Raw genomic sequence first — 24876 nt, 5'->3', positions numbered from 1 at the left:
TGTGGAAACCTTCCGTTCTTAGCTGATAAGTTTTATTTCTCGTATTACATTCCCCACATGTCCATCCTCCTGTCTGTTCTGTTATCATGTAAGAAAACGGAATAACCCAGGAAAGGATTACGAACCATGAGTTTTGAACTTACCCGACGAGCCATCAGACAACTATGCAGTCAAGCCGCTTATGACGACGGGGATGCCTATTACCGGGCCAAAAGAGTGGCCTTTACACAAATAGATCATGATGAAGGGGTATACGAAGCTACGGTCAAAGGAAGCAGCTTTTATGCTGTTGCGGCGATGATCCGATCCAATGGAAGTATCCGAGCAGAATGCACCTGTAGCACATTTCAGAACACCGGTCGATATTGTAAACATATCGCAGCTGTTCTCCTTAACGCCCATGATATACGCCGTGGAAAGAGTCTGTCTGTGCGCTCCTATGCCTCCAGACTTCATCCCGGTACTGCCCCAGATACAGCAGGAAGCATGGATTCAGACGGGATGTACACATCTACAGATGCTTCATATGATCACACTGCTAGAACAGCACGATCCTCTGGTATCACACAAGGGGATCTCCAGCTGACCGACAGCATGTTAAAGCTATTTGGCCGCAAGCGACCGCTTCGCAGCACACCAACCCTACTGGATACTCGCGCGGTCTTGGATTTTCAGTTCGTGATCCGACCTTTTGCCTACGGTTACCAAAAATATATGTTTGGTGTGGAAATGAAGGCCGGTCCCAAACGATTATATATCGTCCAGAAAATCCGTCCGTTTCTGCAGAGTATCGACCGTGGGGATAGCTACATGTTCACGAAAAGCTTCTCATACGAGCCTGAGCTGTACCGCTTCCGACCTGAACATGACGCTATTCTCCAGCAATTATCCCAGGTGTGCCACCATGAGCGTATGATTCGGGAAACCTCAGGCACGTATTCATCTTCCAGTAGTCATATGAGCGGCGAGCGAATGCTCCTCATCCCGCCTGCGGCTTGGGAAAAGCTGCTCCCCTTGCTGACAGCAGCACAGGGCGTCTACTTTGAAATTCACGGAAACATGAACGAGGGTATTCCCCAGTCCGACCTGATGCTTCCGCTGCAATTTGAATTTGATGAGGCTGAGGCCGAAACCGAAGGCTACCAGCTAAGCATACAAGGATTGGATGACTTGACCATCATGGAAGACTATGGTGTCGTCATTGCCGATGGCAAGCTTGTCAAACAGAAAGCCGACCCCTTACGGCGTTTGTCCGAGCTAAAACGGATGGTAGAAGTACATCACAGGCGAAAAGTTCAGATCGCGCCAGAGCAGATGGAATCTTTTATGGACAAGGTTGTACCCGGGTTAATGAAGCTCGGACGTGTTCATATGACACGTTCCGTCTCAGATCGGGTCACACAGCAGCCATTGAAGGCCAAGCTGTATCTGGACCGAGTAAGAGACAAGCTGCTGGCAGGGCTGGAGTTCCAATATGGGGATATCATCATCAACCCGCTGGAAACAGATGCACGAACGCCTGGTAACGACCGAATTCTGATACGTGATGGGGAACAGGAGCAACGGATTTTGGAGCTGATGGAGCATAGCTCCTTTGCCAGAACAGACAGCGGATATTTTATGGAAGATGAAGATGCAGAGTATGATTTTTTGTACCATACGGTTCCGCAACTGGAAAAGCTGCTGGACGTCTATGCTACAGGTGCAGTCAAAGCAAAAATAAACAATACTCTGCCTACCCCAAGGATACGCGCGGAGTGGGATGAACGTACAGATTGGCTTGAATTTAAATTTGATATGGAGGGCATACCGGAACCGGAAATTCGCAAACTGCTCAAATCGTTAGAGGAAAAACAGAAATATCACCGTCTGCCGAATGGTGCCTTGCTGCCGCTGGAAACAGAGGAATACAAGGAATTGATTCGGTTCATGAATGAAACAGGTATCCGCAAAAGTGATCTGGATGCAGCCCAAATTCGTGTTCCCGTCACGCAAGGACTGTACTTAATTGATCCTCACGATCATGGGAAAAACCTGACTTTGGGTAAAACCTTTCGCCAGCTACTGGAAAATATACGCAACCCAGACCATCTCGACTTTCCAGTTCCAGACATGCTTGCCCCAATCTTAAGAGATTATCAGGTTTACGGCTTTCAATGGCTTAAGACATTGGCGCATTACCGTTTTGGGGGCATTTTGGCAGATGATATGGGGCTGGGTAAAACGCTGCAAAGTATCGCCTTTCTCGTCTCAGTATTGCCGGAAATCCGCAGCCAGCAGCTTCCAGCCATGATCGTGTCCCCTGCATCACTGGTGTACAACTGGCGGAATGAGCTGGAGAAGTTTGCTCCACATATCCGCGTTACTATCGCAGATGGCAGCCCGGAAGAACGCGGCCGGATCATACGGGATGCCGCCAGTTATGACGTCGTCATTACGTCCTACCCGTTGCTACGACGCGATGCAGATGTGTACAGCAAGCCATCGTTTCATACGCTCATTCTGGACGAGGCACAGGCTTTCAAAAATCATGCCACCCAGACGGCACAGGCTGTTAAGGATGTAAAAGCTCGTTACCGTTTTGCCCTGACAGGAACGCCAGTAGAAAATACGTTGGAAGAGCTGTGGTCCATCTTTGACGTTGTATTTCCTGCGTTATTTCCCGGCGGGAAAAGAGCGTTTCACAACCTGCCTCGAAATGTGATTGCCAAGCGGGTTCGTCCTTTTTTGCTGCGCCGTCTCAAGAGTGATGTCCTCAAGGAGCTGCCGGAAAAAATCGAATCCGTGCAGGTATCCCGGCTTCTGCCAGATCAGAAAAAGCTGTATACGGCCTATCTGGCCAAGCTCCAGCATGAAACGTTAAAGCATCTCAACGAGGAAGGATTTCAGAAAAATCGGATCAAAATTCTCGCAGGTCTAACCCGGCTTCGTCAGCTCTGCTGTCATCCTGGCTTGTTCATCGAAGGATATACGGGAAGCTCCGCCAAATTTGAACAGCTGTTGGAGATCATTACGGAATGTCTCAGCTCCGGGAAACGGATGCTCATTTTTTCACAGTTCACCACGATGCTTCAAATGATCGGACGCGAGCTTGCTCGAGAAGGAGTGTCCTACTTTTACCTGGATGGGCAGACTCCCGCTCTGGAACGAGTCGAACTGTGCAATCGCTTCAACGAAGGAGAACGCGAGCTGTTCTTGATTTCCCTAAAGGCAGGAGGTACTGGCCTGAACCTCACCGGCGCAGATACAGTCATACTGTATGATCTATGGTGGAATCCCGCTGTAGAGGAGCAGGCTACCAACCGTGCACACCGAATGGGCCAGAAAAAAGTCGTGCAGGTTATTCGTCTCGTCGCCCAAGGCACAGTAGAGGATAAAATGTATGAACTGCAACAAAAAAAGAAAAACATGATCGACCAGGTCATTCAGCCGGGGCAAGAAACCCTTTCGGCACTGACCGAGCTGGAGATTCGCGAACTGCTCATGATCTAGCTAATTCCACATGCACAAAAAGGTCCAATCACGGTAGAAATCTTCCCGTATTGGACCTTTTTGCTTCTAATATGATTGTTTGGATCGAGCAGATTAATCCTGTTTTAATACTCTAGGTTCAATGGGAACCAGGTTAGACTCAATCTGGGTGCGCTGAGGCTCATACCATTCAGGCAGCATCAGCTTGTGCCCCAACTCATTCAATTCCTCATCCACCGTAAATCCGGGCGGATCGGTTGCGATCTCGAATAGAATACCGCCTTGCTCGCGGAAGTATACGGCATTGAAGTATTGGCGATCTACAATGCCACTAGTCCCAAAACCCTGCTGGTGAACCCATTCGTTCCACGCTTGATGCTCCGTATCATCCTGCGCGCGCCAGGCAATATGGTGAACCGTACCGGCACCGCCATTCCCCCACGGGACATCTTTGACCGGAATATCGATCAGGTTGCCCAGATCACCTGTCGTCTGATAGCGGATGTAGCCTGCATTTGCGTCTTCTCCGACGGGAGTCATCCCCAGGACGTTCTCCAACACCCCTTGCGTATGCTTGGAATCCGCACTGTACAGTACCGCCCCGCCAAAGCCCTTGATCGCTTTATCCGTAGGCACGCCTCCGGCTGTCCACGTGTTCAACGGGCCACCTTCCCGCTCCACCAACTCCAGATGTAAGCCCTCGTTGTCTCGGAACTGGATGAATGACTCGCCAAAACGATTAGCCTTCGTGAAAGATACCTTCAAGCTGTGCAGACGGTTTTCCCAGTATTCCAAAGCACCGGATGGCACGACATACGTCGTAATCCCAACCTGTCCGCCTCCAATCTTACCTTTGCGTGTACCCGGAGCTGGAAAAAAAGTAATGATTGTTCCCGGGCTGCCCTCTTCATTACCAAAGTACAAATGGTATACTTCTGGAGCATCAAAGTTGATCGTCTTTTTAATCAATCGCAGACCAAGTACGCCTGCGTAAAAATCAACGTTGCCCTGCGGGTCGCCTGCAAAGGACGTGATATGGTGAATTCCAGCGGTTTTCAATGACATCTTTATCACTCCTTCATTAACATGTTGATTTATTTACACAAATGATTTACAAATTTCAAAATCCATTGTAGCTGACAAATTGTCCAACCGGCTTGCGGTATCCCCGTGCCCGCTGACCCGATTCGTCCTCTTTACCCAAGGTAATCATCATCACGGGTACAAATTGCTCTGGAATATTCAATACTTCCTGCACCTTCGCCGGATCAAAACCGATCATCGGGCAAGTATCCCAGCCTTTGTCCTTGGCAATCAGCATAAATTGCATAGCCGACAGGCTGGCATTACGGATCGCTTCTTCTCTCTGGAAGACAGGCCCCCGTTCGCGATAAAACTGAGTTACCGATTCCACTGTACTATCATATTCCTGCTTGCTCAGGACACCTAAGTTCAGGAATCCTTCGTTGAGGTCAGCTACCTTGGTATAAGCTTCTGTATCCCCCAACACTACAATGGTCGCCGAAGCCGTTAATATTTTATACTGCTTACTTGCCTCATCATGCAGTCTTTGTTTGGTATCCGCATCCTGCACTACGATATAACGCGCATGCTGTAAATTAAAAGCCGATGGAGCAAACTTCACCAACTGAAATATTTCTTCTAGTTCTTTTGCATCTATAGTAACATCAGGAATAAATTTAGAAGCTGATCTTCTCTCTTGAATAATATTCACCAGTTCGCTCATGTTAAGTTCCACTCCTTGATATTATTTTCAAATGAATTATCTTTAAATTAAGAATATATCTATTTGTGATTTCTGTCAAGTAAAACTATAAGTATTTTTGGATACAAAAAAAGGGCTTCACTCAGCCCTTTACAGATCCGTTGCCCGTATTCTCATCGTAATCGCTTCACGTTGCGCTTTGGTTAAGCTCTTGAAGACCAGCTCATACGAATGGTCGATCATGCTGTACAAATCCTCCAGTGGGAAGGTAGCATCAACCTCAATCGTATTCCAATGCTTTTTATTTAAATGATAGCCTGGCTTAATCGCCTTGTTTTGTTCACGCAAATTTACCGCAATGACTGGATCACATTTCAAGGATACATGGCTCATACCATCCTTTTCAGTCAGGAGAGCAAACATCTTGCCCCCTACTTTGAGTACCAGGGGATCAGCACCAAACGGGTAATCCTTAACGGCCTCTTTTTGGCTCAAACCATATGCTACAATTTGCTCAAACACCAGCCTTCTCTCCTCTGTTCCGAGTTATTTTTTCTACGAACCTACCTATTTGCGCCCTATTATATCACCTTCATACGCTACATATACACTAAGTCCGTGCTACATTTAGGGGAACTGTGCTAAAGGTGAACCACTACGGATACCGTCGCACACACTGTTCGGATTGGCTCTATATGGGACAGGATAACTGGTTCGCGAAAAATAATAATGACTACTGTTAGGCGCAATAAGGTAGCGCCTATTTTCCTCTTAATTCACTTCATCCCCCTTTAATCATCCATGTAAAAAAGTGTTTTATTTATATAAGCTTATACGGAAGCGAAAGCTTTTTTAAGCGGCAAAAAATAAATAAAGGAGATTTTTTTCGTGAACTCAAACACTGCTCTTATAAGAAAAGGCGGTGCAAATGTGTCGTCTTCCAAACGTCTCCCGTGGGTCGGGTTGCTGGCTTTAGCCATGGCGGGATTCATCTGCATTCTTACAGAAAGCCTGCCTGCTGGATTACTGCCACAAATTGCACAGGATCTAGGGGTCAGTTCATTAAGATTAGCGGGGCCTTTGCCGATGCTTTCAGACTGCACGCTCGGTACTTCCGATCTATGTAAAATTGTAAGCATTACGAATAAACTCAATATAGTCAAAGAGCGTTAACCTGTCAACACGAAAAACGGACGCTGTCCTTGAAGAGACGGCATCCGTGTGAATATAAGAAGCGCTTTAGATCGAAAAGCTCGTTTTCTTCAATTCTTCCGTGCTGAACAGAATATCGTAATCCTTGATGTCTTCCCGCCGAACAAATTGCTCCGCAACTTTCCGAACAGACGCTTCATCGGGTCCATGAATCATGGCGTATAAATTATACGGCCAATCGGGGTGCGTCCGGCGCTTGTAGCAGTGGCTGACTTCCGAATAATCGGCCAGCCTTTTTCCTGCCTCAGGTATATGCTCCTCAGGAAGTACGCAGATGAACAGGCCATTTGCTGAAAATCCCGCTTCCCTATGCTTTAGAACGGCTCCGATTCGTTTGAGTGCTCCTCCTGCCTGCAGTGCCTGCAAGCGCAGAAACACCTCTTCCAAGCTGCAACCTGTCTTATTGGCAATCTCGGTATACGGTTCAGTTGACAACGGAAGATCTCCCTGCAGTTCGCGGATCAGCTGCACATCCGTTATTTCTATTTTGCATGGTTCCTGTTTGGAGGTTGCGACTCCATTCAAGTTCGGGCTGGGTGTAATGGCTGATGCATCAGCCGTTTCTTCCATATTCAGAAAGACCTTTAGTTTGAATAATTGCTCGGAGGGAAACTCATATAGCAGCGGCCCTCCCGCCGCTTCACGGATCGTTTCAAGAATAGCCCCCCGTTCTTCCTCGGTCCGGGAAGTCAGCGTGAACCACATATTGAGCCTGCTGCGCCGGCGGTAGTTATGGGTTACGCCTCTATACCTGTTGATGACAGCAGCGGTCTGGTAAAAAAGCTCCTCCCTGACTGCCATCGCATACAAACAGCCTCTAAATCCCAGTCCCGCCGGATTAAACACCCCGCCGATCCGCCGGATGAATCCCTCTTTCTTCAGCCTTTCAAGCCTTTGAAGCACATCTTCCTGGCGTAATTCCAGTTCCTCCGCAATGGCATTCCAAGGGCGTTTGACCAGAGGAAGCCCGATTTGCAGCCGATTCAGCAGCTTCCGGTCGTTCGAATCCAGGTCCACTATTCCCACCTCCCCAGCTTACAGCGCCGCCGATCTTTTGTAACACCACGGCTCTTCGGCCATGAAATTGCCGCCGCTGTAATAGTACGATCTCGCCCGGCAGCCGCCACAAATGCCCACATCGGGGCAGGAGCCGCATTCTCCTTCATATTTCTTGAAGTCCCTTAAATCCCGAAACACCGGATTATCCCGCCATATTTCATCAAAAGGCTGCTCGCGAACATTCCCCACCTTGACCGGCAGGTACGGACAAATATGCACCTCGCCATTCGGCAGCACAGAACAATAGGAGACCCCGGCCAGACAACCGCGCGTGTACCGCATTTCCAGCCCCATGCTCTTGGCAAGCGGCATGAACTGGGGAGCGCATGTCGGTTTGATTTCAAGGGATGTTGACTTCTGTTTGGACAGAACACTGCGCAGAACCGAGTAATACCGTTCCCGCTTCAGCCCGTCTTCTTCAATATGGACGGCCCGTCCGGTCGGGACGAGAAAGAACGGGTGCAGAGAGGACACATGAAGCTCCTCGGCAAGCTGGGCAACCTGCACGAAGTCATCCATATTTCCCTCGGTCAGCGTCATGTTAATCTGCACTCTCAGCCCGGCTTCCCGGGCATAACGAATGCCCTCCAATGCTTGCTGCCAGCCTTCTGGCGCATTCCTGAACCGGTTGTGATACTCAGGCGTGGCGCTGTCTATGCTGATCGCAATGCCCCCCAGCCCTGCTTTTTTCAGCTCCGCAGCTTTGGCGGCGGTCAGAAGCGTGCCGTTGCTGCCAAGTGCGGGACGAAGGCCGATAGACGAGGCATACGCGATCAATTCGCAGAGATCTTCACGGATCAAGGGCTCGCCGCCGCTGAATATGAGAAGCTTGAATCCAGCCTGCTTGATCTGATCAATGAGCCGGATGCCTTCCTCCGTGGTTAGCTGGTCTTCTACAGACGATGTCGGCCCCGAGTCACGATAGCAGTGTTCGCAGTATAAATTGCATTTCTTGGTCACATTCCAGGAAACGAGCATGCGTATTCAGCCTTCCTTTCCAGTGTTATACGATTCCAATTTCACGGTCACTTAAATAACAGGATGGGTCCTCCGCCCAGAAATCACCGCTTACCGAAGCCCGGGCCCGGAAATTCCCGTTACAGATATCCAGCCAATTGCATTCTCTGCAGCGTCCCTTTAGCAGCGGTTTACGGTCGCGCAGGCCGACCATTAGCGGATGAGCGGCATCACGCCAAATCTCGCTGAATTTCTGCTTGCGGATATTACCGATTTCGATATCTCTCGTGAACTGATCGGGATAGACGTTGCCGTGCCAATCCACGCAGCCGATGGCTATTCCGGAACGGTTGCCGCCGTTTCTCTGAAGCAAGCCAAGCAGTTCAGCTGCGCGCTCCGGGTCGCGCTCCATCATCCGCTGGTATAAGTAAACGCCATCCGCATGGTTATCAACGGTGAGCAATTCCACCGGTTTGCCTTTGCCATGCAGGTCCACCGTTTTAGCCATAATCCGGTCAAGAGCATGCCGGGATTGTTCATGGGTAACATCCTCTTGCTGCAGGGCGCTCCCGCGGCCGGAATAGACGAGATGGTAGAAGCAGGCCCGAGGAATATTTTCCCGCTCGATCAAATCAAGGACACCATCCAAGTCTTCATATGTATGTCTGCTGATCGTGAACCGGACCCCTACCTTCTGGCCGATGACCAAGCAGTTTCGGATACCCTGAAGCGCCTGCTTAAAGGCTCCTTTTCGCCCGCGAAATTCATCATGGCGCTCTTCCAGCCCATCCAGGCTTACACCGACATATTTAACCCCTGCTTCTTTTAGCATCTTCGCTCTGTCCATGGTAATCAATGTGCCATTGGTCGATACTACCGGCCGAAGCCCTTTGCTTGACGCATAAGAAATCAGCTCATAAATATCTTTGCGGATCAGAGGCTCTCCACCGGAAAAAAGCAGTACCGGCACCTGGAAGGCGGCCAGATTATCAATAAATACCTTAGCTTCCTCCGTCGACATTTCATCGGGATCATGGGCAGGACAGGCATTCGCATAACAATGTTTACAGGTTAAGTTGCAAGCCCGTGTCGAATTCCATACGACGACAGGCCCTCTGCCCGCGGAAACGCCATGAGGTTTGTGGCCCGGCTTAATGGTATAACGAAGGTCATCGCCTTCTCCCTTCATACCGGTAAGTAGTTTCGTTACATTAATCATTTCCGTTCCCTCATCTCCCTATAATTAGATACCAGTTCTTTTTATCTTAAGATAACTTGTGAGAATAAGGATATGCGCTATTATCTTGCTCTCGCGCCGCATTAATGCTTGGGTCTGCAATAAGAAGAAACGTCTGACGGCGTCTTATTAGAGCTTATGCTTCCGAAGTAGCGATATGAGTATCGCTTTTAGGTACGTTTACCCGTAATGCTGCGGGTATCAAAAAGGTCGTGGCCGAAATGATTTTTTCTTACAGCTGAAAAAGTGCTAGCAGGTTTCACGGTTACACACAGCCATGACATTCAGCGTGAAATTTGGCAAAAGTATATATTTGTTGCCAGCATGAGCGGAACACTTCTGGCATTGGCTAATCGTAATATGTCATATCCGATACTTGAAACGGTGTATGCCCGATTAAAGGTCTATGAGCGTTTGCTGGACACAACTAATATTAGATAACTGGTGAATTCCTGCCGTTGAATATGTAGTAGGTGGCCATTCAAATAAGCAGATCCTTCTATGATGAAGGATCTGCTTTGGATTTTCCTATACCTGTCCTCTGCATGCTTGCTCAAGCCCTTGAAGTAATGCCTCCATTTCCTGTCTAGTTTCAGCGTTTGTAATGATGCCTTCTGAGTTCAGCTTTAATGTGATATGCGGAATAATGACCTTTCCATTCTCCACAATCTCTGCGTTGATCATTTGCAATGTGAGCAGCAGCGAGGCATGCGCCAGATGGCCGCCCATAGGAGACGGTGACGCGCTAATGACCGCTGTTGGTTTATTTACAAATTCACCTGAAGATACGAGCCAATCCAAGGCATTTTTCAAAGCACCCGGCACCCCATTTCCATATTCCGGTGTACAGATCAGCACTCCATCCACTTGTTTCAATTGTTCCCGTAGCCCTCTTACGGAAGCTGGCCCCTCATCTACATCCAAGTCAGGGTTAAAATGCGGGAGATCTTCCAACCCATCATAGACTGTGAACATCATATTTTCAGAAGCCAGCCCCATAGTAGCCTTCATAAGTGCTGTATTGGAGGACTTTTGACGAAGGCTACCCGATATAGCCAATACCTTAATTTTCTGTTCCAACCGTATCATCTCATTTCTCCGAACTTGATCTGATCTTGCATATTCAGTGTACTATAGCTAACAAGAGAATTAAAAAGTGGATGAGCGTCAGCGATTTTTCCTGTGAACAAAAGGGCAATAAAAAAATGCCTGCGGTTTCGCAGGCATTTGTGATATATCAATAGTCACTATACTAGGGCGGAATCTGTATTGCTGAATCAAGTATCCTTCTCTTGCTTGCGTTTTATCCCAATCAGATCAAGGAAGAAAACAAACAACGGAATACCTACAATCAAGCCCCAAATTCCAATCAGATGCTCAGAGAAAATAAGTACGACAAAGGTAAAGAAAATCGGTAAATTCGTTTTGGATGACATCAGCTTCGGATTTAAGAAATAGGCCTCAATCGCATGAATCACCACGATCAATATAACCAGATAAATTACATATTGAATGCCACCGACACTGAAAGCGATCAGGCCGAGCGGTGCCAGTGAGATAAACACACCTGCCACCGGAACCAATCCCAGTACGAAAATGATGAGCGCAAGACCGAGCAGATTAGGGAAGCCCATAATCCAGAGCGCAATCGTGGTCAATATACAGTTAATAAGTGAAATCAGCAGTTGAGCCTCCAATACCTTCCCGAACGTACCCAGGAACATACGGCCGAAATGACCCACTTCCTTGAAAAACCAGCCCAGCTTGCTATCTACAAACGTAGCTGTAAAGCGTGTAATATAGGATTTTTCCATCAGGAAGAACAAGCTCAAAATAATTGACACCAGAAGTTGTGTTCCCAATTGACTGACCTTCATCACTGCACTCAGGCCAGGCTCAAATAGCCGCTGAACATTCAGTGTGTCCATAAATTCGATAATCGTTTCGTTCCATTGATTACGATCAGGATACATATACGCTTGCTGAATCATGAGATACACCTGCTTGACCTGTACAATGATTAGCGGCACCATTCGGTAAACGCCCCACACCATAATCAGGATCAGCAGACCATACACCAGTAGCAGTACGACCATTGACGGTACATTGACAAACCGCTTGACCAGCTTATTCACTCCGTTATATATACTGCCAATCAAGATCGTAAGAAGCAGTGTTAACAACATAATATTCATCATGCTTCTTAACATAAACAACAGCAAAACGATTATCGCAAGGACGGCTATCCGCCTGACGCCCGCATGATTCATCCAGTTTCTTACCATTCGTCTTTATTCCCTCTCTCCCACTTGACTGTCACCCTTTGCAATCTTTCCCGGCATTAACTTTCTCTTTTTAACAATTTACTGTTAGCGATCAATAGAGAACCTACCATGACTAGAATAGCAATGGACCACCAGAATGTATTTTTAGCATCATCATGGTCCACAATAATGAGCCTGATGACGGCCGTAATCCCAATATAGATGAAATAACGTAATGGAAAATGAAAATTGGTTTTAAAGTACTTAACTATTAATGCTATGAATTCAAAATACAAGAAAAATACAAGCAGCTCTTCCGTGAATTCATAGTAATTTTTGTCGGCCTCTGTGTACAAAAAAACATAAGAAAAAATGGACCATGTTTCTTTTAGAAGTAAGAAGCTTAAAATCAGCCCGACCAGAAATAGCGAGATATTTAAGATCATTTGCAGAAAACCAGGTAACTTCTCAATATACTTCATTAATGCATTCAATACAGATCCCCTCACTGGTTGTACAATATCATCTTTATTTATATTATCGGTGGTATACGTGAAAAATGCTACATTACTTTTGGGGTCACCTTAATGAAAGTTTATATTCGCCCCTGCAATATAACCAATGGAGATAAAAATAAGCGTCCATATCAGAGAACCTGCGCTTGCCACCAGCATATATTTTCGGACAGGCATCGCACTAAGCCCTGACAAATAGCTTGTTGCATGTCTGACTCCTGGGATAAAATAACCAAACAAAATGGTCCACAACCCAAAGCGCGCAAACCACCCCTTAACTCTTGCAAATCGCTTCGGTGTCAATCCAACCCACTTGCCGTGCTTATCCACCAAGGGCTGGCCCAGCTTTTTGCCTAGCGTGTAGCTGATCATCATCCCTGTCATTGCACCGATGAAGCTGACTAAGATAGACACCGAATAATTCAGTACCATAATAGAAGATAAATAGCCGACAAACACCATAATAATTTCATCTGGAACCGGTAGGCCAATAATCCCAAGAGCAAGAAGAGCAAAAATAGCGATATATCCGTATTGTGTAATCATGCTGATGGCCCATTCCATAGGAGCGCCACCTCCTGACCGATTATTTTTTGAAGGACGGGAAGGGAATACGGCTAACCATCAGGAACGACAGCACTACCATTAACGCAAGCAACAACCCCGGCTTCAAATGCTCACTCCATAAAAACATAAAGGACAAAATCACTCCCGCCGCCGTAATCGGCATACCCACAAAGCCTTTACTAAAAGCCATTAGGTTGAATCTTGCCAATCTTACCGCACCACATATGACAAACAAAACAGCCACAAGTGGTCCTACCCAATGGGTATCTCCCAGCTTGTATAACAAGATCAAGAAAGCAGGGGCAACCCCAAATGAGACCACATCCGCCAGCGAATCGAGCTGTTTGCCAAAATCACTGGAACAATGCAGCAGCCTTGCCAGTAAACCGTCTAATACATCCCACAAAGCAGCCACCACCACGAGAATAAAGGCGGTCATGTATTGCTCATGAATCGTGAAATACAGGGATAAGACCCCTGCCCCCAGGTTTGCAATCGTGCATAGTGAGGGCAACCAATTCCATTTCATACTCTTAACTCCTTTGCCATAGCTTAGCCTCCGAATATAACAACAAAACGGACGCCGTCCTTGGTATTCTCCACCTTAAAGTGGAATTCGTGCAAATCCAAAATTCGTTTGACGATCGACAGCCCGAGCCCTGTCCCACCTGTCTGGCGGCTTCGGGACAGCTCAGCCCGGTAAAAGCGATCCCATATCTGCTCCAGTTGATCATCAGGAATGGTCTCACCTTTATTTTCAATGGAAAAGGAACTGATTTCCCCATCACCTTCGATACGAATCGTGATTGAGCTTCCTTCTTCAGCATGTCGTATGGCATTGACAACAAAGTTGATAATCACCTGTTCCATCCATCCTACATCGGCATGGATCGGCATCTCATTGGCGGGGATAATGACTACTTCCAGCTTTTTCTCCTTCAACAAATGGAATAGCTTGTCCACGACCTCCTCCACCAGCTCACTCAAGATAAAGGTCGTCTTGCGAAGCTTGAGAGTACCCGATTCCAATTTGGCGAGGTCCAGCATATCTTTGACCAATCGCTCCATTTTGTCCGCTTCCTCTACAATGACTTTCATATAATGATCCTGCTTCCCGGCGCTAACCCCATCTTGTAATCCTTCTGCGAAGCCTTTAATGATACTCAGCGGAGTTTTCAGTTCATGAGAAGCGTTGGCAAAAAAGTCTTGTTGCACAGCCTCCATCCTCTGCTTCTGTTCCATATCCTCCACTAATTGCTGATTGGCCTCCTGAAGCTCGCGCAAAGCGGTGTCCAGGTTCTGGGACAGGGTATACATGCTGTAGGACAAGCTGCCCAGTTCATCATTCTGCCGGATTGGTGTATGGGCTGTAAAATCGAGCTTAGCCATCCGCTTGGCGGTATTATTCAAAGCAATGAGCGGACGGGTCACCATCCGAGAATAGAACAGAGACAAAATTAGAATGAGTGCAAATCCTCCGATCCCTAAGTACAGATAAAACCAGCGCAAAGCCTCATTCGTCTCACTGATTTCCTGCAACGATGTCACAGTGAACAGGAGGTCGATCTCGCCTGTGCTCTGACGAACAGGATGGACTATAACTGCATTGCGTACCCCTGTCCAAGGTTCCGTCCAATCTTCCTCCAACACTTCGAAATTCTTAAGCTTCTCCAGATGCGACTGTGATAAAGGGAACCATTCCTCCAGCGCACTAAACAGTAAACCTTGTCGCTGACTCCATGTTTTCAGATCCGGCAGTACAATCTCTGTCACCGTACCGGAAAACCTTACACTGCCACCTGTGCTTGCCTCTTCCAAAGTTGATCCTATACTTTTGAAGCCAAGCTTCTGTATGCCGGTTGGATAAATTAAATTGGCGGAGGATATGCCTTCCGTTCCCAATCCCTCACCTTCAACCGTTACCGTATCGCCAGGCTGAAGCCGGGCAGCTCTCAGCTCATCTCCATACTCACTCATAAACAGAGACAGCGATATTTTAACGATTTTACCATCTGCTTTTCTTACATTGATATGAAACGCATCATCCAGCTTTACTTTGCCGTCCAGCGTTACAATCGCCAACTGGTTTTTATTCTGAAGCATAAAACGAGCTGCCTCACGCGAAACCCTGCCCGATCCCCAAGCCTCCTGGACATAACTTTGACCGAAGCTATGCAAACGACTTTCCACACGCCCAATCTTCTGTTTCTGATAAAAATTTTCAAAAAACAACAATTGACTTAAAATCACCATACCGTAAAAACACAGGAAAAACACAACCGTCATAATGAACAACTTAAAGGTAACTCCCCGTTTGTTCATTCTTCCTCCTCAAACCTGTAGCCAGTACCAAAAATAGTGCGGATATGGCGTGATTCACGTCCCAGCTTACTTCTCAGCTTTTTGATATGCGTATCGACAACTCGTGTATCTCCTTCAAAGTCGATGCCCCACACTCGGTTCAGTATCGCATCCCGTGAAATAACGATGCCTTTATTATGTATAAGCAGCCGCAGCAGCTCATACTCCTTGGGCGTCAGCTCGACTTCTGCCTGATCCACCTCAAGCCGATGAGCCATCGTGTTGAGAATGGCACTACCGAACCGCAAGATATGCGACTCTGGCTGCACATGTCCTTCCACCCGTTTCATCAGCGCGTTGGCGCGGGCGATCAGCACCTTGGGGCTGAAAGGTTTGGTCACGTAATCATCGGCTCCCAGTTCAAAGCCTAATATTTTATCATCATCACCGGATTTGGCTGTCAACAAAATGATCGGCACACCTGAACGGCTGCGCACCTGGCGGCACACCTCCCAACCATCCAGTTCCGGCATCATAATATCGAGTATAATCAGGTCAGGCTGCACCGAATCAAACCAGATAAGTGCATCTTTTCCATTGCCTGCTTCATAGACTTCCCAATTATTTTGTTTAAAATAATCCGCAATCACTTCACGAATACGTATTTCATCCTCGACAAGAAGAACTCTTTTCTTCAATCGACTTCCCTCTTTCGGTCATTCTAGGACACCAGTATATCAAAGACATGTGTTCTTTATGTGTTCTTGACACTTCTTATCAGCAAAAGTTCTCATCCGCAAATTTCACCTTGGATTAGGGCAAATTTGTCATCGCTCAGACCATCTCTTCCTCTAAGATCCTACCCTATAATAAGTTGAGATACAAAAAGCCTGACAGGAGGGTAACACATGAGCAATCAAACCATTCAGTGGTTTTCCACTTCCAAAGCTAAAGCTTGGCAATCCCAAGCTCACCATTTGACCGATACCCAAGAGAGTGCCAACCTAATCCTTACAGGAGAAACATATCAGCTTGTAGAAGGCTTTGGTGGCTGTTTTAATGAATTAGGTTATGTGGCCCTGAATCATTTGGAAAAGGACGACCGAGATCGGGTGCTTCATTCTCTCTTTCACCCAGAGGGCGAGCACAAATTCACGATATGCCGACTTCCTATTGGAGCGAGTGACTACGCGCTGGAATGGTATAGCCACAATGAAACAGACGGCGACGTGGAGATGAAGCATTTTTCCATCGAGCGCGATCAGCAGTATCTCATTCCTTTTATTCGAGAAGCGTTACAACTCAATCCGGACTTAAAGTTGTTCGCTTCACCCTGGAGTCCGCCGACATGGATGAAATCACCGAAAGCCTACAATTACGGCACGCTGCGCTGGGAAAGGGATATTTTGAAAGCGTATGCATTGTACTTTGTCAAATTTGTTCAGGCTTACCGGGAGGCAGGGATTACGATCCATCAGATTCATGTTCAAAATGAAGTCATTGCCGATCAGAAGTTTCCTTCCTGTGTATGGACCGGAGAGCAACTGCGTGAATTTATTCGCGACTATTTGGGTCCTGCTTTTGAGGAACACGGACTGGATACGGAAATTTGGCTGGGCACCATTAACGCACCCGATCCGTGGGAGGAATTAATGAAAAAGACTTCGACCGGATTCGATGAGTATGCCCATACCGTGTTAAGTGACCCCCAGGCCTACAAATATATTAAAGGTGTAGGCTACCAGTGGGCAGGCAAAAATGCCATTCAGCGCACCGTTGCCAGTTATCCTGAGCTTCGTTACATGCAAACCGAAAATGAATGCGGTAACGGAGAGAACTCATGGGACTACGCCAAATATGTATATAATCTGTACCAGCACTACTTCACCAATGGTGTGAATGCTTATATTTACTGGAATATGGTTTTGGAACCGAAAGGCAAGAGCACATGGGGCTGGGAGCAAAATTCGATGATTACCGTTGATCCAACGGATCGAAAACCTGTCCTGAATCCAGAGTATTATGTTATGAAGCATTTTTCTCATTTTGTATTACCGGGTGCCCGACGCATCGGACTTCGCGGCTCATGGACTGGAAATGCAGTTGCTTTTCAAAATACAGACGGGCAAAGAGTGCTAGTCATCGCCAATCCGTTCAAGGAATCACGTGTACTGAATCTGTCTCTCGGAAAAACAACACACCGCTTGGAGCTGGAGCCAGAGTCCTTTAATACGATCGTGATTCCTTCTTAACGCCGCAGGTTTCTGGAATTATGCATATATTAGGAATATTACGTTCCTGTTTTCCGGTCCTGCGTAATCATCATGCTTCACTGTCCAGTCGATCTGTATCCATATACGTATGCATAGTTTCCAAAATGGATGTATATCCTTTTGCGTATAGTAACTATAAATAGTATACTTGGAATAACTATGGACAGGAGGTCGATGAATATCACTACTGTAAAAGACCGGATTGATTTGAAGCTGATTAATTGTGATAAGGAATTGACTCTCGCGGTCATCGGTGGAAAATGGAAGCTGATTATTTTGTGGCATCTCGGTATGGAAGGCACCAAGCGGTTTGGTGAATTGAAGAAGCTGATTCCCCATATTACGCAAAAAATGCTGACCAACCAATTGCGCGAGCTGGAAGAAGATAAACTCATTCTACGTAAAGTCTATCCTGTCGTCCCTCCGCATGTGGAATATTCACTGACAGAGCATGGCGAAAGCCTGATTCCGGTACTGAGAGCAATGTACGATTGGGGATCAAACTATCGCGAGAACGTGATTTGGAAAGAAGAAGAAGCGGTTCAAGACGTCACACCCGTGTGACCAGCAAACAAGCATTTTGCGAAATGCTGAACTATATTTCACGTAGAAACAGCCTCGGGAGATCTGGGGTTGTTTTTTTATGATATAAAGACGTTCCCCAAGATAATAAAAGATATGGATGCAAGTATCCGTTTCCATTGGCATTAAAGATCGTTTTCCGCTACATATCCTCATTTTACACTTGTATTCGTGATTTACATTACATCCGCTGTGACGTATGATTCTTCCATCCCTATTTACAGTGAACTCGAGAAGGAGGCCATTCTAGCATGAGCATGACGCTTGCCCAGCCCACAACGTCCCAAGCGACCCAATTACGCATTGGTTCCATGGAAATGATTCAATACGATTATCGTCAATTTCCTGACTCGAAACCCTATCAACACCCTTGCTGTGGCTTGCTTACTATGTCGTGTAACGGCGCTCAAGGTCTGGCAGAATATGAGTTACCTGAAATTAAAGGAGCCTTTGACCTCGTCCGCTGGGCTTCCGTGTTTACCTCACTCAAGGGTCTGTCCTTAACCGAGGCTGAGCAATATATTCAGCACCACGCTGATCACTGGGGGCCTGATAAAACAGAGCTGGCTCTATCTGCCTTATCCGATCTGACTACCCATGCAAACTTGCACATCTTCTCTCCATCAGCAACCATCCTCCCCTCTCGGATTAGTCGTTCGTATCTTATCGAGCATGGTCTGGTCTACTATTCATTCTAAATATCGTCCACCACTCCATTAGCAATCTACTTTCAGTTCATGCAAAAAAGCCTGAGACTGTTTATCACAGGCTAGGCTTTTACACTTTCAGCACAGAGTTAATTACACTTGCAGTTTACCTGCACGAATATCGTCTGTCATTCCTTCATAAGGTGCTTGGGAAATCAATTTTTCGTTGTTCACACCTGCATTTTCGATGAATGTAATATTTGCAAATTCAGGCACCACATACTTTGGATACGTTTCATACTTTTCACGCGATTCTTCCATTAGCGGAATAAAATCGTTTTGGTAGCGCACAGTGATTTCCGGATGCTCATGAACCCATTTAGGGAAGAAAATAATGCCGTGCATACGTTTTTCCTCAGGCATAAAATTCAGAGAAACGTCAGTGCCTGTCGGTTCGGTCCACGATACTTTATACACATTTTCCACCAGCTTCACCAGATTGACCTTCTGATCACGTACCCAGCGTCCGCCTACCATTCCACTATGAATGCGATAATCAATCGTATCTTCATTTTTAATATATATTTCGTACTCCCAACCATTCTCATAGGTGTAGATCATGTGGCTGCCGATAAACTTGTCCATCTTGCATCCTTCTTTCTTAGATTATAATTTTTCATGAATTGAATAGGATACCAAAGATAATAAATATTCAATTCAAAACATGTAAATATAAACATGTTTTTAGCTACATATAAATTGTAGCACTGTGGTATACTAGTGTCAAATACCGTTTTACGAGGAGAGCTACGTTGAAACGCACTTTAAAATATGCCATTTTGGGCCTGGTTCACAAAGAGGAAATGAGCGGCTACGATATTACGAGCCAATTCAAGCAGGAAATCGGACAATTTTGGAGCGCCAAACACAGTCAGATTTATCCCGAGTTAAAAAGGCTGACTGAAGAGGGACTCATTGAATATCGCACCTCCATTACAGGAGCCAAGCTGGAAAAAAAGCTGTACTGCATTACCCCTAAAGGAACCCTAGAACTGACCGAATGGCTGCTAAGCCCCAAGGAGTTACCCGAAACGGAAAAGGATGAGTTTATGCTTATGCTGTATTTCTCAGCGGCCATCCCCAAGGAAGAGAACAAGCGATTGTTCGAGGACCAGATTGCCAAACGTAAAGAAAAACTGGAGTATCTGTACGAAAGTAAAAAATCCCTCCAACAGCTGGACGACAACCTTCAATCCCCCGGCTCTAACCAATTCGGGCATTATCTGGTGCTGAGCCGTGCCATTAATCGGGAAGAAAGCTATATTACGTGGCTGGAAGAAACACTGTTCCTGTTTGAATAGCCTAAAAAACCTTCAACGCCACGTAGATTCGTGGTATTGAAGGTTTTTCTAAAATAAGTACGTGCAAACTAGTCTGCCGTCGTAATCGAAGAGCCGTAATCTTCAATATGGATATCTGTGCTAAACCGTACAGGAATGGTACTAAAAGTGGTATCCCAATCCTCTTTGACCTTACGCCAAACTTTAGGATGCTGAATCCTCAAGGCTTCTCCGAAACCTCCGACGTCAACCTTCAGCTTTTGCATTTTAGCTAACGTTTGTTCAGCTAATGAATTCACTTTCTCCTGAAAGAGATTCTCTTCTTGTCCAAGCACTTTGTTGTTGCGCAAATTTTCATTCTTTATGTGCACCTCCGAAATGCGTCCCTCTGAGGTCATTTTTACCTGAAAGAAAATGTCATCCCCCTGAACGATGGCCTTGATCTTGCTTTTCACCGCTTTGATCTCATATGCTATATTTTTCCCAGTCTTCGGATCGCTGCTTTTCAGCACGCCTCCCTTCAGATCGCCTTTGATCCACATAAGACCCTCAACCTCTGACTCATTCAGATAACCACCGTAGGTTTGTGTCTTTCCCTTGATGATTCCCGCACCTGCGAGCTTGATTTCATTCTCCGCCGTAATGACATTAGGTAATATAAAGCTTCTTTCACCCTTCATGGGTCCGATCACTTTAGCCAAAGCCACGGGCTTTATCAACCGCGCGTTCCGTTTACGGTTTTGGAATATATCCTTTAAAATATAAGCAGGAATCTGACCAGGAATTTTCTCCTGAAGCGCATTCCCCGCCTTGTCTGTACTAATGAGCAACTGTACGCTGAGCCGAATGTCATTATCCCCCAAGGAAAAGTCCAGCAACTCATACAAGGGAACCTTGCGAAGCAGACTGGAACTGATAATAATCGTTTTCAGATGTTGCCCGATGGGAGGCCGATTGGTCCGCAATGAAATTTCTCTGATCATTTCAAAAATGGAATCTCCTGTTTCCGTAATATTAAAAAATTTTTTAGCTTGTGGAGAAGAAGTGTTGGAGCCACCGCTTTCTTCTGGAATGATAAATTGAAAGGTTCCTGTAATTAACTCCTTCTTTGGATAATCTCCTCCTTTTCGATTAATTTGTTCTTCTTGCAAAGATTCTTCCGCTATATCCATAGCAATGCCTGTCTCCAGATTCAGATCTTCCACCGGAGAACTGCTCCAGCAGCCTGAAAGTATACTGCATATCAGGAGAGCAGCCAATCCGAGTAATGCTGACCGTGCCCTCGTCATGACCGCACCCTCCTCCAGCGAGAAATAAGCAGCAGTGGCAGTGGAAGCAGAGCGAATAAAATGAAAGCTGCATTCCCCAGGATCGTTCCAAAAGAAAATAACTCATTCAGATTTTTGGGAATTTGGGACAGGAAGTAGATGATCGGAAGCAAAATGAACAGCGTCTTGGAATAAGAGCTATTCAAAATTTGAGAAACTCCGAGCGAAGCGCAATAAAAAGCAATACTAAATGTGGAAAAAATTTGCATGATCCAAATGGTCAACAATAAGGATTCGAACCGTTCCAATAACAGGTACTCCACTTCAAAACTGCGAGCCAAATCTAAAAATGGCCAGGTTCTGCTCAAGACTCCTTCGAACGAAAAAGCGCCAATGCACAGGATCAGCGTAGCTGTATAAAAAGCGACCGCGATCCCGATCGCCAGTCCGATTGCCTTGGTTGCTTTCTCGGGTTTTTCCATCCGACAAAGAATAATCAGCAAGGACTCTGTCCCCGTTAATGTCAGGATTGTAGTCTTGAGCGTTCTGACCACTGGCATCACACCCTCCGACAAGACAGGACGCAAATTATTCAATTCGAAAATATTTAAACTCAGCAAGCATATCAACAAAAAGATAGCCGTCGTAATCGGGAATATTAACTGGCATATTTTCCCTAATGAACCCACTCCCCCCATACATAGGTACAGTGAGAGCCACATAAAAGGTGCTGAAATCGCCCACGCCGGAGTGCCTTCAAGCAGAAAGAACGACGTTACTTCCTCCACAGATCGGATTTCAAATGCGGCTATACAAACAAAATAAATAACAATCAGCATACCTATCCCTTTGCCAATGACTTTGCCTGTTATACGCTGAACATACTGATAAAAGGTGCTTTCTGGAAACCGTGAACTTAGTTTAATTATAATCCATCCAACCAGGAAAGTGACCGCCCCTGCTAAAATGACAGACATCCACGCATCCGGTGTTTTTGCAACTTCAGTTGCTACTCTGGGAAGGGTAAGCAACCCGGCAGCCAGCATAAAGGAAACCACAATTGCCGTTGTCTGCAACGTTGTAATTTTATCCGCTTTTTTTCCACGGGCCATCTTGCTCCCTCCTGTGTTGAGCTCATCCTTGTCGCTTAGGGTCTTTATGCTTCAATAGAATGGGCCTGTTTTTCATAAATTGCAACGGTGCTCGTATGAAGTAATCTTTCCAGTCCTTCAACGAACGGGGGACCGTTAGACTAAGGAACGGAACACCGAAGCTGTGTAGCTTCACCATATGAATACTCAGTAGCAGGAAAAACATAATAACGCCATACAACCCGAAGGTGGCCGCCGTGAACATGGCTCCAAAGCGCATGACACGCATGGAAATTCCAGCGCTGTATACAGGGGCTGAAAAGGAAGAAATCGCTGTAACGGCCACCACAATTACGAGAATCGGGCTTACAATCCCAGCGTCAACAGCGGCCTGTCCAATAATCAAACCGCCAACGATGCCCATCGCTGGACCGATGGGTTTGGGGAGCCGAAGTCCTGCCTCGCGTAAAATTTCGATGGAAATTTCCATAATCAGGGCCTCAATCAGTGTCGAAAATGGGACCCCCTGTCTCGCACTGATAATCGAAATGACCAGCTTGGTTGGAATCAATCCGGGATGAAACGAGATAAAGGAGATATAGAGCGCCGGGGCGAACAGCGATATGAAAGTTGCCATAAAACGAAGGAATCGTATAAGCGAACCCGGTATCCATCGTTCATAATAATCTTCGGGGGACTGGAGCATCATCCCATACGTTACAGGCATAAGAAGCGCAAAAGGTGTACCGTCCAGCAGAATCGCCACACGTCCCTCCAGCAATGCAGCCATGACCCGATCCGGTCTCTCCGTATTTTGAATTTGCAGAAAGGGGCTAAGAAAATTATCCTCAATAAGCTGCTCCACATAGCCCGACTCCAATACCTCATCCATATCAATGGTTTGGACCCGCCGCTTCACCTCATCCACAAGCTCCGGGTCGGCAATGTCTCTGAAATACACCACCATCAACTGCTTCTCCACTCTTTTTCCAACTTTGAAGGACGACATGGCCAGTTCCGTACTTTCTCCATGTCTGCGCAGCATTGCCGTATTATCGCTGAGGGTCTCGGTAAAACCGACTCGCGGTCCTCGCAGCACCGATTCCGATATCGGGTCCTCCACCCCTCGTGTATTCCCTTTGGGTGTACCCAGCACAAAAGCGCCGGGTATGCCCTGAATTATAAGTATGACAGAACCGAACAGCACCTTTTGCAAGGAGAACTGCACCTCTAACGTATACTCTGTCTCCGATACCAGCATGACCTGACGAATAAACATATCCCGAAGCTCTTTTCCTCTCGGAAGATCCTCCCCGCCTTGTCCTGAACTGCCCCAATCCATCAGTGGCTTTAAAATGTTCTGATCCATGCCAACCTTGTCTGTTAATCCATCCACAAAAAAAAGTGTACCTACAGCGTTCAGTTTTCCCAGGAAAATAGATCGTTCGTTCACATCTGCCATATCCGCGACGGCTTGTCTGACTTTTTCTATATTCGCCTCATAATCTTCGGTAAAGGTTCCCTTTTCCTTCTCTGCCTCACTTACAGACGGGTTGCGATCTGCCTGCTCCGAACGGTCTTCTTCTTCTAGAAGCTTTAATCGTTCCATACGTCTGCTCTCTCGACCATCCATCGCTTTAATTTGTCGTACCGTCAGAAAAATAATCAAAGGTATGATGAACAAAAAGACAGCTTCTATCCATACGTTCCATTTGGGTATATGAGTTCCGATGACCTGCCACACGTTCTTTCCTCCTTTACTTCCATAGGATTTGTATATAGATTTACCTGGATTAGAAAAAAGATGCATGGACGATAGGTGGGATGGAATAAATTTCTTTGCTCACAAAAGGAATAAAAAGGTGAATTTGATAGATGAACTGTAGTGTCAAATGTAGAAATCCATGATAATATCTATTCATTCTATGACTAATGTCACAAATTTGTTGAATTCGTGGTCCATTATTCGAATCTAAAAAGGAGTTGTAGGTATGAAGAATCATTTTTGGAAGAAAACCGCTGTGTTGAGTTTGTTAGCGGTCATTTTGTTAGGTGGAACGGCAATCAGTCCCAAACAGGCACATGCAGGTTATGAGCCTTATATTGGGGAAATTACGGTGTACCCGTACATGTTCGCTCCTAAAGGTTGGCTAAAATGCGAGGGCCAGATCTTGAGCATTGCTCAGAATTCAGCATTATTTAGCCTGCTGGGCACTAATTTTGGCGGCGATGGAATGAGCACATTTGCATTGCCTGACTTGCGCGGAGCTTCCCCGTTGCCAAATGTAAACTACTACATCGCAACCGAAGGGGCATACCCGTCCCGCCCATAAGATGAATACGCTCAATAGTGTGCTATTTAATAA

24 protein-coding genes and 1 pseudogene are annotated in these 24876 nt (G+C 46.3%); 8 read left to right on the top strand and 17 right to left on the bottom strand.

The window, feature by feature from the left end:
• Positions 1-126: 126 nt before the first annotated feature.
• On the top strand, positions 127-3492 hold the full coding sequence (locus MKY75_RS03235; protein WP_340884299.1) for a DEAD/DEAH box helicase: 3366 nt from the start codon (positions 127-129) through the stop codon (positions 3490-3492).
• A 93-nt stretch (positions 3493-3585) separates the two neighbouring features.
• Here MKY75_RS03235 and MKY75_RS03230 read toward each other — a convergent pair whose 3' ends face one another.
• From MKY75_RS03230 to MKY75_RS03220, 3 genes are all read right to left on the bottom strand, one after another.
• Entirely contained in the window at positions 3586-4536 is a 951-nt protein-coding gene (locus tag MKY75_RS03230; protein ID WP_340884298.1) for a ring-cleaving dioxygenase, read from the bottom strand.
• Positions 4537-4591: 55 nt separating this feature from the next.
• The gene (locus MKY75_RS03225; protein WP_029515856.1) at positions 4592-5218 is read right to left on the bottom strand and encodes a nitroreductase family protein; all 627 of its coding nucleotides are present in this window, start codon (positions 5216-5218) and stop codon (positions 4592-4594) included.
• Positions 5219-5347: 129 nt separating this feature from the next.
• Positions 5348-5719 (bottom strand): MmcQ/YjbR family DNA-binding protein, encoded by a 372-nt coding sequence (locus tag MKY75_RS03220; protein ID WP_340884296.1) that lies wholly within the window; start codon positions 5717-5719, stop codon positions 5348-5350.
• Positions 5720-6085: 366 nt separating this feature from the next.
• Here MKY75_RS03220 and MKY75_RS03215 point away from each other — a divergent pair.
• A pseudogene (locus tag MKY75_RS03215) lies at positions 6086-6289 on the top strand (MFS transporter); the annotation flags it as partial.
• Between the two features lie 147 nt (positions 6290-6436).
• Here MKY75_RS03215 and ahbB read toward each other — a convergent pair.
• From ahbB to MKY75_RS03200, 3 genes are read right to left on the bottom strand one after another with little or no spacing between them, the layout of a single operon-like run.
• Positions 6437-7426, bottom strand: coding sequence for a siroheme decarboxylase subunit beta (ahbB, locus tag MKY75_RS03210; RefSeq protein ID WP_340884295.1), 990 nt, complete (start codon positions 7424-7426; stop codon positions 6437-6439).
• 18 nt (positions 7427-7444) lie between these two features.
• Entirely contained in the window at positions 7445-8446 is a 1002-nt protein-coding gene (locus MKY75_RS03205) for a radical SAM/SPASM domain-containing protein (RefSeq protein WP_029515860.1), read from the bottom strand.
• Positions 8447-8471: 25 nt separating this feature from the next.
• Positions 8472-9644: a radical SAM/SPASM domain-containing protein gene (locus MKY75_RS03200; RefSeq protein ID WP_029515861.1), complete on the bottom strand. Its 1173-nt coding sequence runs from the start codon at positions 9642-9644 to the stop codon at positions 8472-8474.
• 264 nt (positions 9645-9908) lie between these two features.
• Between MKY75_RS03200 and MKY75_RS03195 the strand changes: the two genes are divergently transcribed.
• Positions 9909-10103, top strand: a complete 195-nt coding sequence (locus tag MKY75_RS03195) for a hypothetical protein (protein WP_230585007.1) — start codon at positions 9909-9911, stop codon at positions 10101-10103.
• An 87-nt stretch (positions 10104-10190) separates the two neighbouring features.
• On the opposite strand, the gene MKY75_RS03190 is transcribed toward MKY75_RS03195, so the two are convergent.
• The 7 genes from MKY75_RS03190 to MKY75_RS03160 all read right to left on the bottom strand — a co-directional run bounded on the left by MKY75_RS03190 (position 10191) and on the right by MKY75_RS03160 (position 16007).
• Positions 10191-10751: an NADPH-dependent FMN reductase gene (locus MKY75_RS03190; protein WP_029515862.1), complete on the bottom strand. Its 561-nt coding sequence runs from the start codon at positions 10749-10751 to the stop codon at positions 10191-10193.
• Positions 10752-10939: 188 nt separating this feature from the next.
• Positions 10940-11947, bottom strand: coding sequence for an AI-2E family transporter (locus MKY75_RS03185; protein WP_029515863.1), 1008 nt, complete (start codon positions 11945-11947; stop codon positions 10940-10942).
• A 56-nt stretch (positions 11948-12003) separates the two neighbouring features.
• Positions 12004-12420, bottom strand: a complete 417-nt coding sequence (gene psiE / locus MKY75_RS03180) for a phosphate-starvation-inducible protein PsiE (RefSeq protein WP_029515864.1) — start codon at positions 12418-12420, stop codon at positions 12004-12006.
• A gap of 90 nt (positions 12421-12510) precedes the next feature.
• A complete protein-coding gene (locus MKY75_RS03175; RefSeq protein ID WP_029515865.1) occupies positions 12511-13005 on the bottom strand; it encodes a DedA family protein in 495 nt (164 codons plus the stop codon).
• A 22-nt stretch (positions 13006-13027) separates the two neighbouring features.
• A complete protein-coding gene (gene pssA / locus MKY75_RS03170; protein ID WP_029515866.1) occupies positions 13028-13537 on the bottom strand; it encodes a CDP-diacylglycerol--serine O-phosphatidyltransferase in 510 nt (169 codons plus the stop codon).
• Between the two features lie 23 nt (positions 13538-13560).
• Positions 13561-15330 (bottom strand): sensor histidine kinase, encoded by a 1770-nt coding sequence (locus tag MKY75_RS03165; protein WP_340884293.1) that lies wholly within the window; start codon positions 15328-15330, stop codon positions 13561-13563.
• Complete coding sequence (locus MKY75_RS03160) at positions 15327-16007, bottom strand: response regulator transcription factor (RefSeq protein WP_029515868.1); 681 nt, start codon at positions 16005-16007, stop codon at positions 15327-15329. The genes MKY75_RS03165 and MKY75_RS03160 overlap by 4 nt, the downstream gene beginning before the upstream one ends.
• 210 nt (positions 16008-16217) lie before the next feature.
• On the opposite strand from MKY75_RS03160, the gene MKY75_RS03155 reads away from it, so the two are divergent.
• The 3 genes from MKY75_RS03155 to MKY75_RS03145 all read left to right on the top strand — a co-directional run bounded on the left by MKY75_RS03155 (position 16218) and on the right by MKY75_RS03145 (position 18862).
• Positions 16218-17561, top strand: a complete 1344-nt coding sequence (locus MKY75_RS03155) for a glycoside hydrolase family 30 protein (RefSeq protein WP_029515869.1) — start codon at positions 16218-16220, stop codon at positions 17559-17561.
• A gap of 195 nt (positions 17562-17756) precedes the next feature.
• Positions 17757-18146, top strand: coding sequence for a winged helix-turn-helix transcriptional regulator (locus MKY75_RS03150; protein ID WP_029515870.1), 390 nt, complete (start codon positions 17757-17759; stop codon positions 18144-18146).
• 269 nt (positions 18147-18415) lie between these two features.
• On the top strand, positions 18416-18862 hold the full coding sequence (locus tag MKY75_RS03145) for a hypothetical protein (RefSeq protein WP_340884291.1): 447 nt from the start codon (positions 18416-18418) through the stop codon (positions 18860-18862).
• A 102-nt stretch (positions 18863-18964) separates the two neighbouring features.
• Here the strand turns inward: MKY75_RS03145 and MKY75_RS03140 are convergent, their stop codons facing one another.
• Positions 18965-19456, bottom strand: coding sequence for a phenolic acid decarboxylase (locus MKY75_RS03140; protein ID WP_340884288.1), 492 nt, complete (start codon positions 19454-19456; stop codon positions 18965-18967).
• Positions 19457-19623: 167 nt separating this feature from the next.
• Between MKY75_RS03140 and MKY75_RS03135 the strand changes: the two genes are divergently transcribed.
• Positions 19624-20172 (top strand): PadR family transcriptional regulator, encoded by a 549-nt coding sequence (locus MKY75_RS03135; protein WP_340884286.1) that lies wholly within the window; start codon positions 19624-19626, stop codon positions 20170-20172.
• Between the two features lie 68 nt (positions 20173-20240).
• Here MKY75_RS03135 and MKY75_RS03130 read toward each other — a convergent pair whose 3' ends face one another.
• The 3 genes from MKY75_RS03130 to MKY75_RS03120 are packed head-to-tail and all read right to left on the bottom strand — an operon-like array spanning position 20241 to position 24254.
• Positions 20241-21440: a Ger(x)C family spore germination protein gene (locus tag MKY75_RS03130; protein WP_340884284.1), complete on the bottom strand. Its 1200-nt coding sequence runs from the start codon at positions 21438-21440 to the stop codon at positions 20241-20243.
• Positions 21437-22531, bottom strand: a complete 1095-nt coding sequence (locus MKY75_RS03125) for a GerAB/ArcD/ProY family transporter (RefSeq protein WP_340884283.1) — start codon at positions 22529-22531, stop codon at positions 21437-21439. Before MKY75_RS03125 ends, MKY75_RS03130 begins: the two co-directional genes overlap by 4 nt.
• A 22-nt stretch (positions 22532-22553) precedes the next feature.
• On the bottom strand, positions 22554-24254 hold the full coding sequence (locus MKY75_RS03120) for a spore germination protein (RefSeq protein WP_340884277.1): 1701 nt from the start codon (positions 24252-24254) through the stop codon (positions 22554-22556).
• A gap of 247 nt (positions 24255-24501) precedes the next feature.
• Between MKY75_RS03120 and MKY75_RS03115 the strand changes: the two genes are divergently transcribed.
• Positions 24502-24843, top strand: coding sequence for a phage tail protein (locus MKY75_RS03115; protein ID WP_029515877.1), 342 nt, complete (start codon positions 24502-24504; stop codon positions 24841-24843).
• Positions 24844-24876 lie beyond the last annotated feature (33 nt).

The organism is Paenibacillus sp. FSL L8-0663, assembly GCF_038008125.1.
Taxonomy (GTDB): Bacteria; Bacillota; Bacilli; order Paenibacillales; family Paenibacillaceae; genus Paenibacillus; species Paenibacillus polymyxa_D.
This window is presented reverse-complemented; position numbering and strand designations above follow the sequence as displayed.

Coding starts and splice junctions, on each gene's coding strand:
- MKY75_RS03235 (WP_340884299.1), top strand. CDS start 127: ATGAGTTTTGAACTTACCCGACGAGCCATCAGACAACTATGCAGTCAA.
- MKY75_RS03230 (WP_340884298.1), bottom strand. CDS start 4,536: ATGTCATTGAAAACCGCTGGAATTCACCATATCACGTCCTTTGCAGGC.
- MKY75_RS03225 (WP_029515856.1), bottom strand. CDS start 5,218: ATGAGCGAACTGGTGAATATTATTCAAGAGAGAAGATCAGCTTCTAAA.
- MKY75_RS03205 (WP_029515860.1), bottom strand. CDS start 8,446: ATGCTCGTTTCCTGGAATGTGACCAAGAAATGCAATTTATACTGCGAA.
- MKY75_RS03200 (WP_029515861.1), bottom strand. CDS start 9,644: ATGATTAATGTAACGAAACTACTTACCGGTATGAAGGGAGAAGGCGAT.
- MKY75_RS03190 (WP_029515862.1), bottom strand. CDS start 10,751: ATGATACGGTTGGAACAGAAAATTAAGGTATTGGCTATATCGGGTAGC.
- MKY75_RS03185 (WP_029515863.1), bottom strand. CDS start 11,947: ATGGTAAGAAACTGGATGAATCATGCGGGCGTCAGGCGGATAGCCGTC.
- MKY75_RS03175 (WP_029515865.1), bottom strand. CDS start 13,005: ATGGAATGGGCCATCAGCATGATTACACAATACGGATATATCGCTATT.
- pssA (WP_029515866.1), bottom strand. CDS start 13,537: ATGAAATGGAATTGGTTGCCCTCACTATGCACGATTGCAAACCTGGGG.
- MKY75_RS03165 (WP_340884293.1), bottom strand. CDS start 15,330: ATGAACAAACGGGGAGTTACCTTTAAGTTGTTCATTATGACGGTTGTG.
- MKY75_RS03155 (WP_029515869.1), top strand. CDS start 16,218: ATGAGCAATCAAACCATTCAGTGGTTTTCCACTTCCAAAGCTAAAGCT.
- MKY75_RS03150 (WP_029515870.1), top strand. CDS start 17,757: ATGAATATCACTACTGTAAAAGACCGGATTGATTTGAAGCTGATTAAT.
- MKY75_RS03145 (WP_340884291.1), top strand. CDS start 18,416: ATGAGCATGACGCTTGCCCAGCCCACAACGTCCCAAGCGACCCAATTA.
- MKY75_RS03140 (WP_340884288.1), bottom strand. CDS start 19,456: ATGGACAAGTTTATCGGCAGCCACATGATCTACACCTATGAGAATGGT.
- MKY75_RS03130 (WP_340884284.1), bottom strand. CDS start 21,440: ATGACGAGGGCACGGTCAGCATTACTCGGATTGGCTGCTCTCCTGATA.
- MKY75_RS03125 (WP_340884283.1), bottom strand. CDS start 22,531: ATGGCCCGTGGAAAAAAAGCGGATAAAATTACAACGTTGCAGACAACG.
- MKY75_RS03115 (WP_029515877.1), top strand. CDS start 24,502: ATGAAGAATCATTTTTGGAAGAAAACCGCTGTGTTGAGTTTGTTAGCG.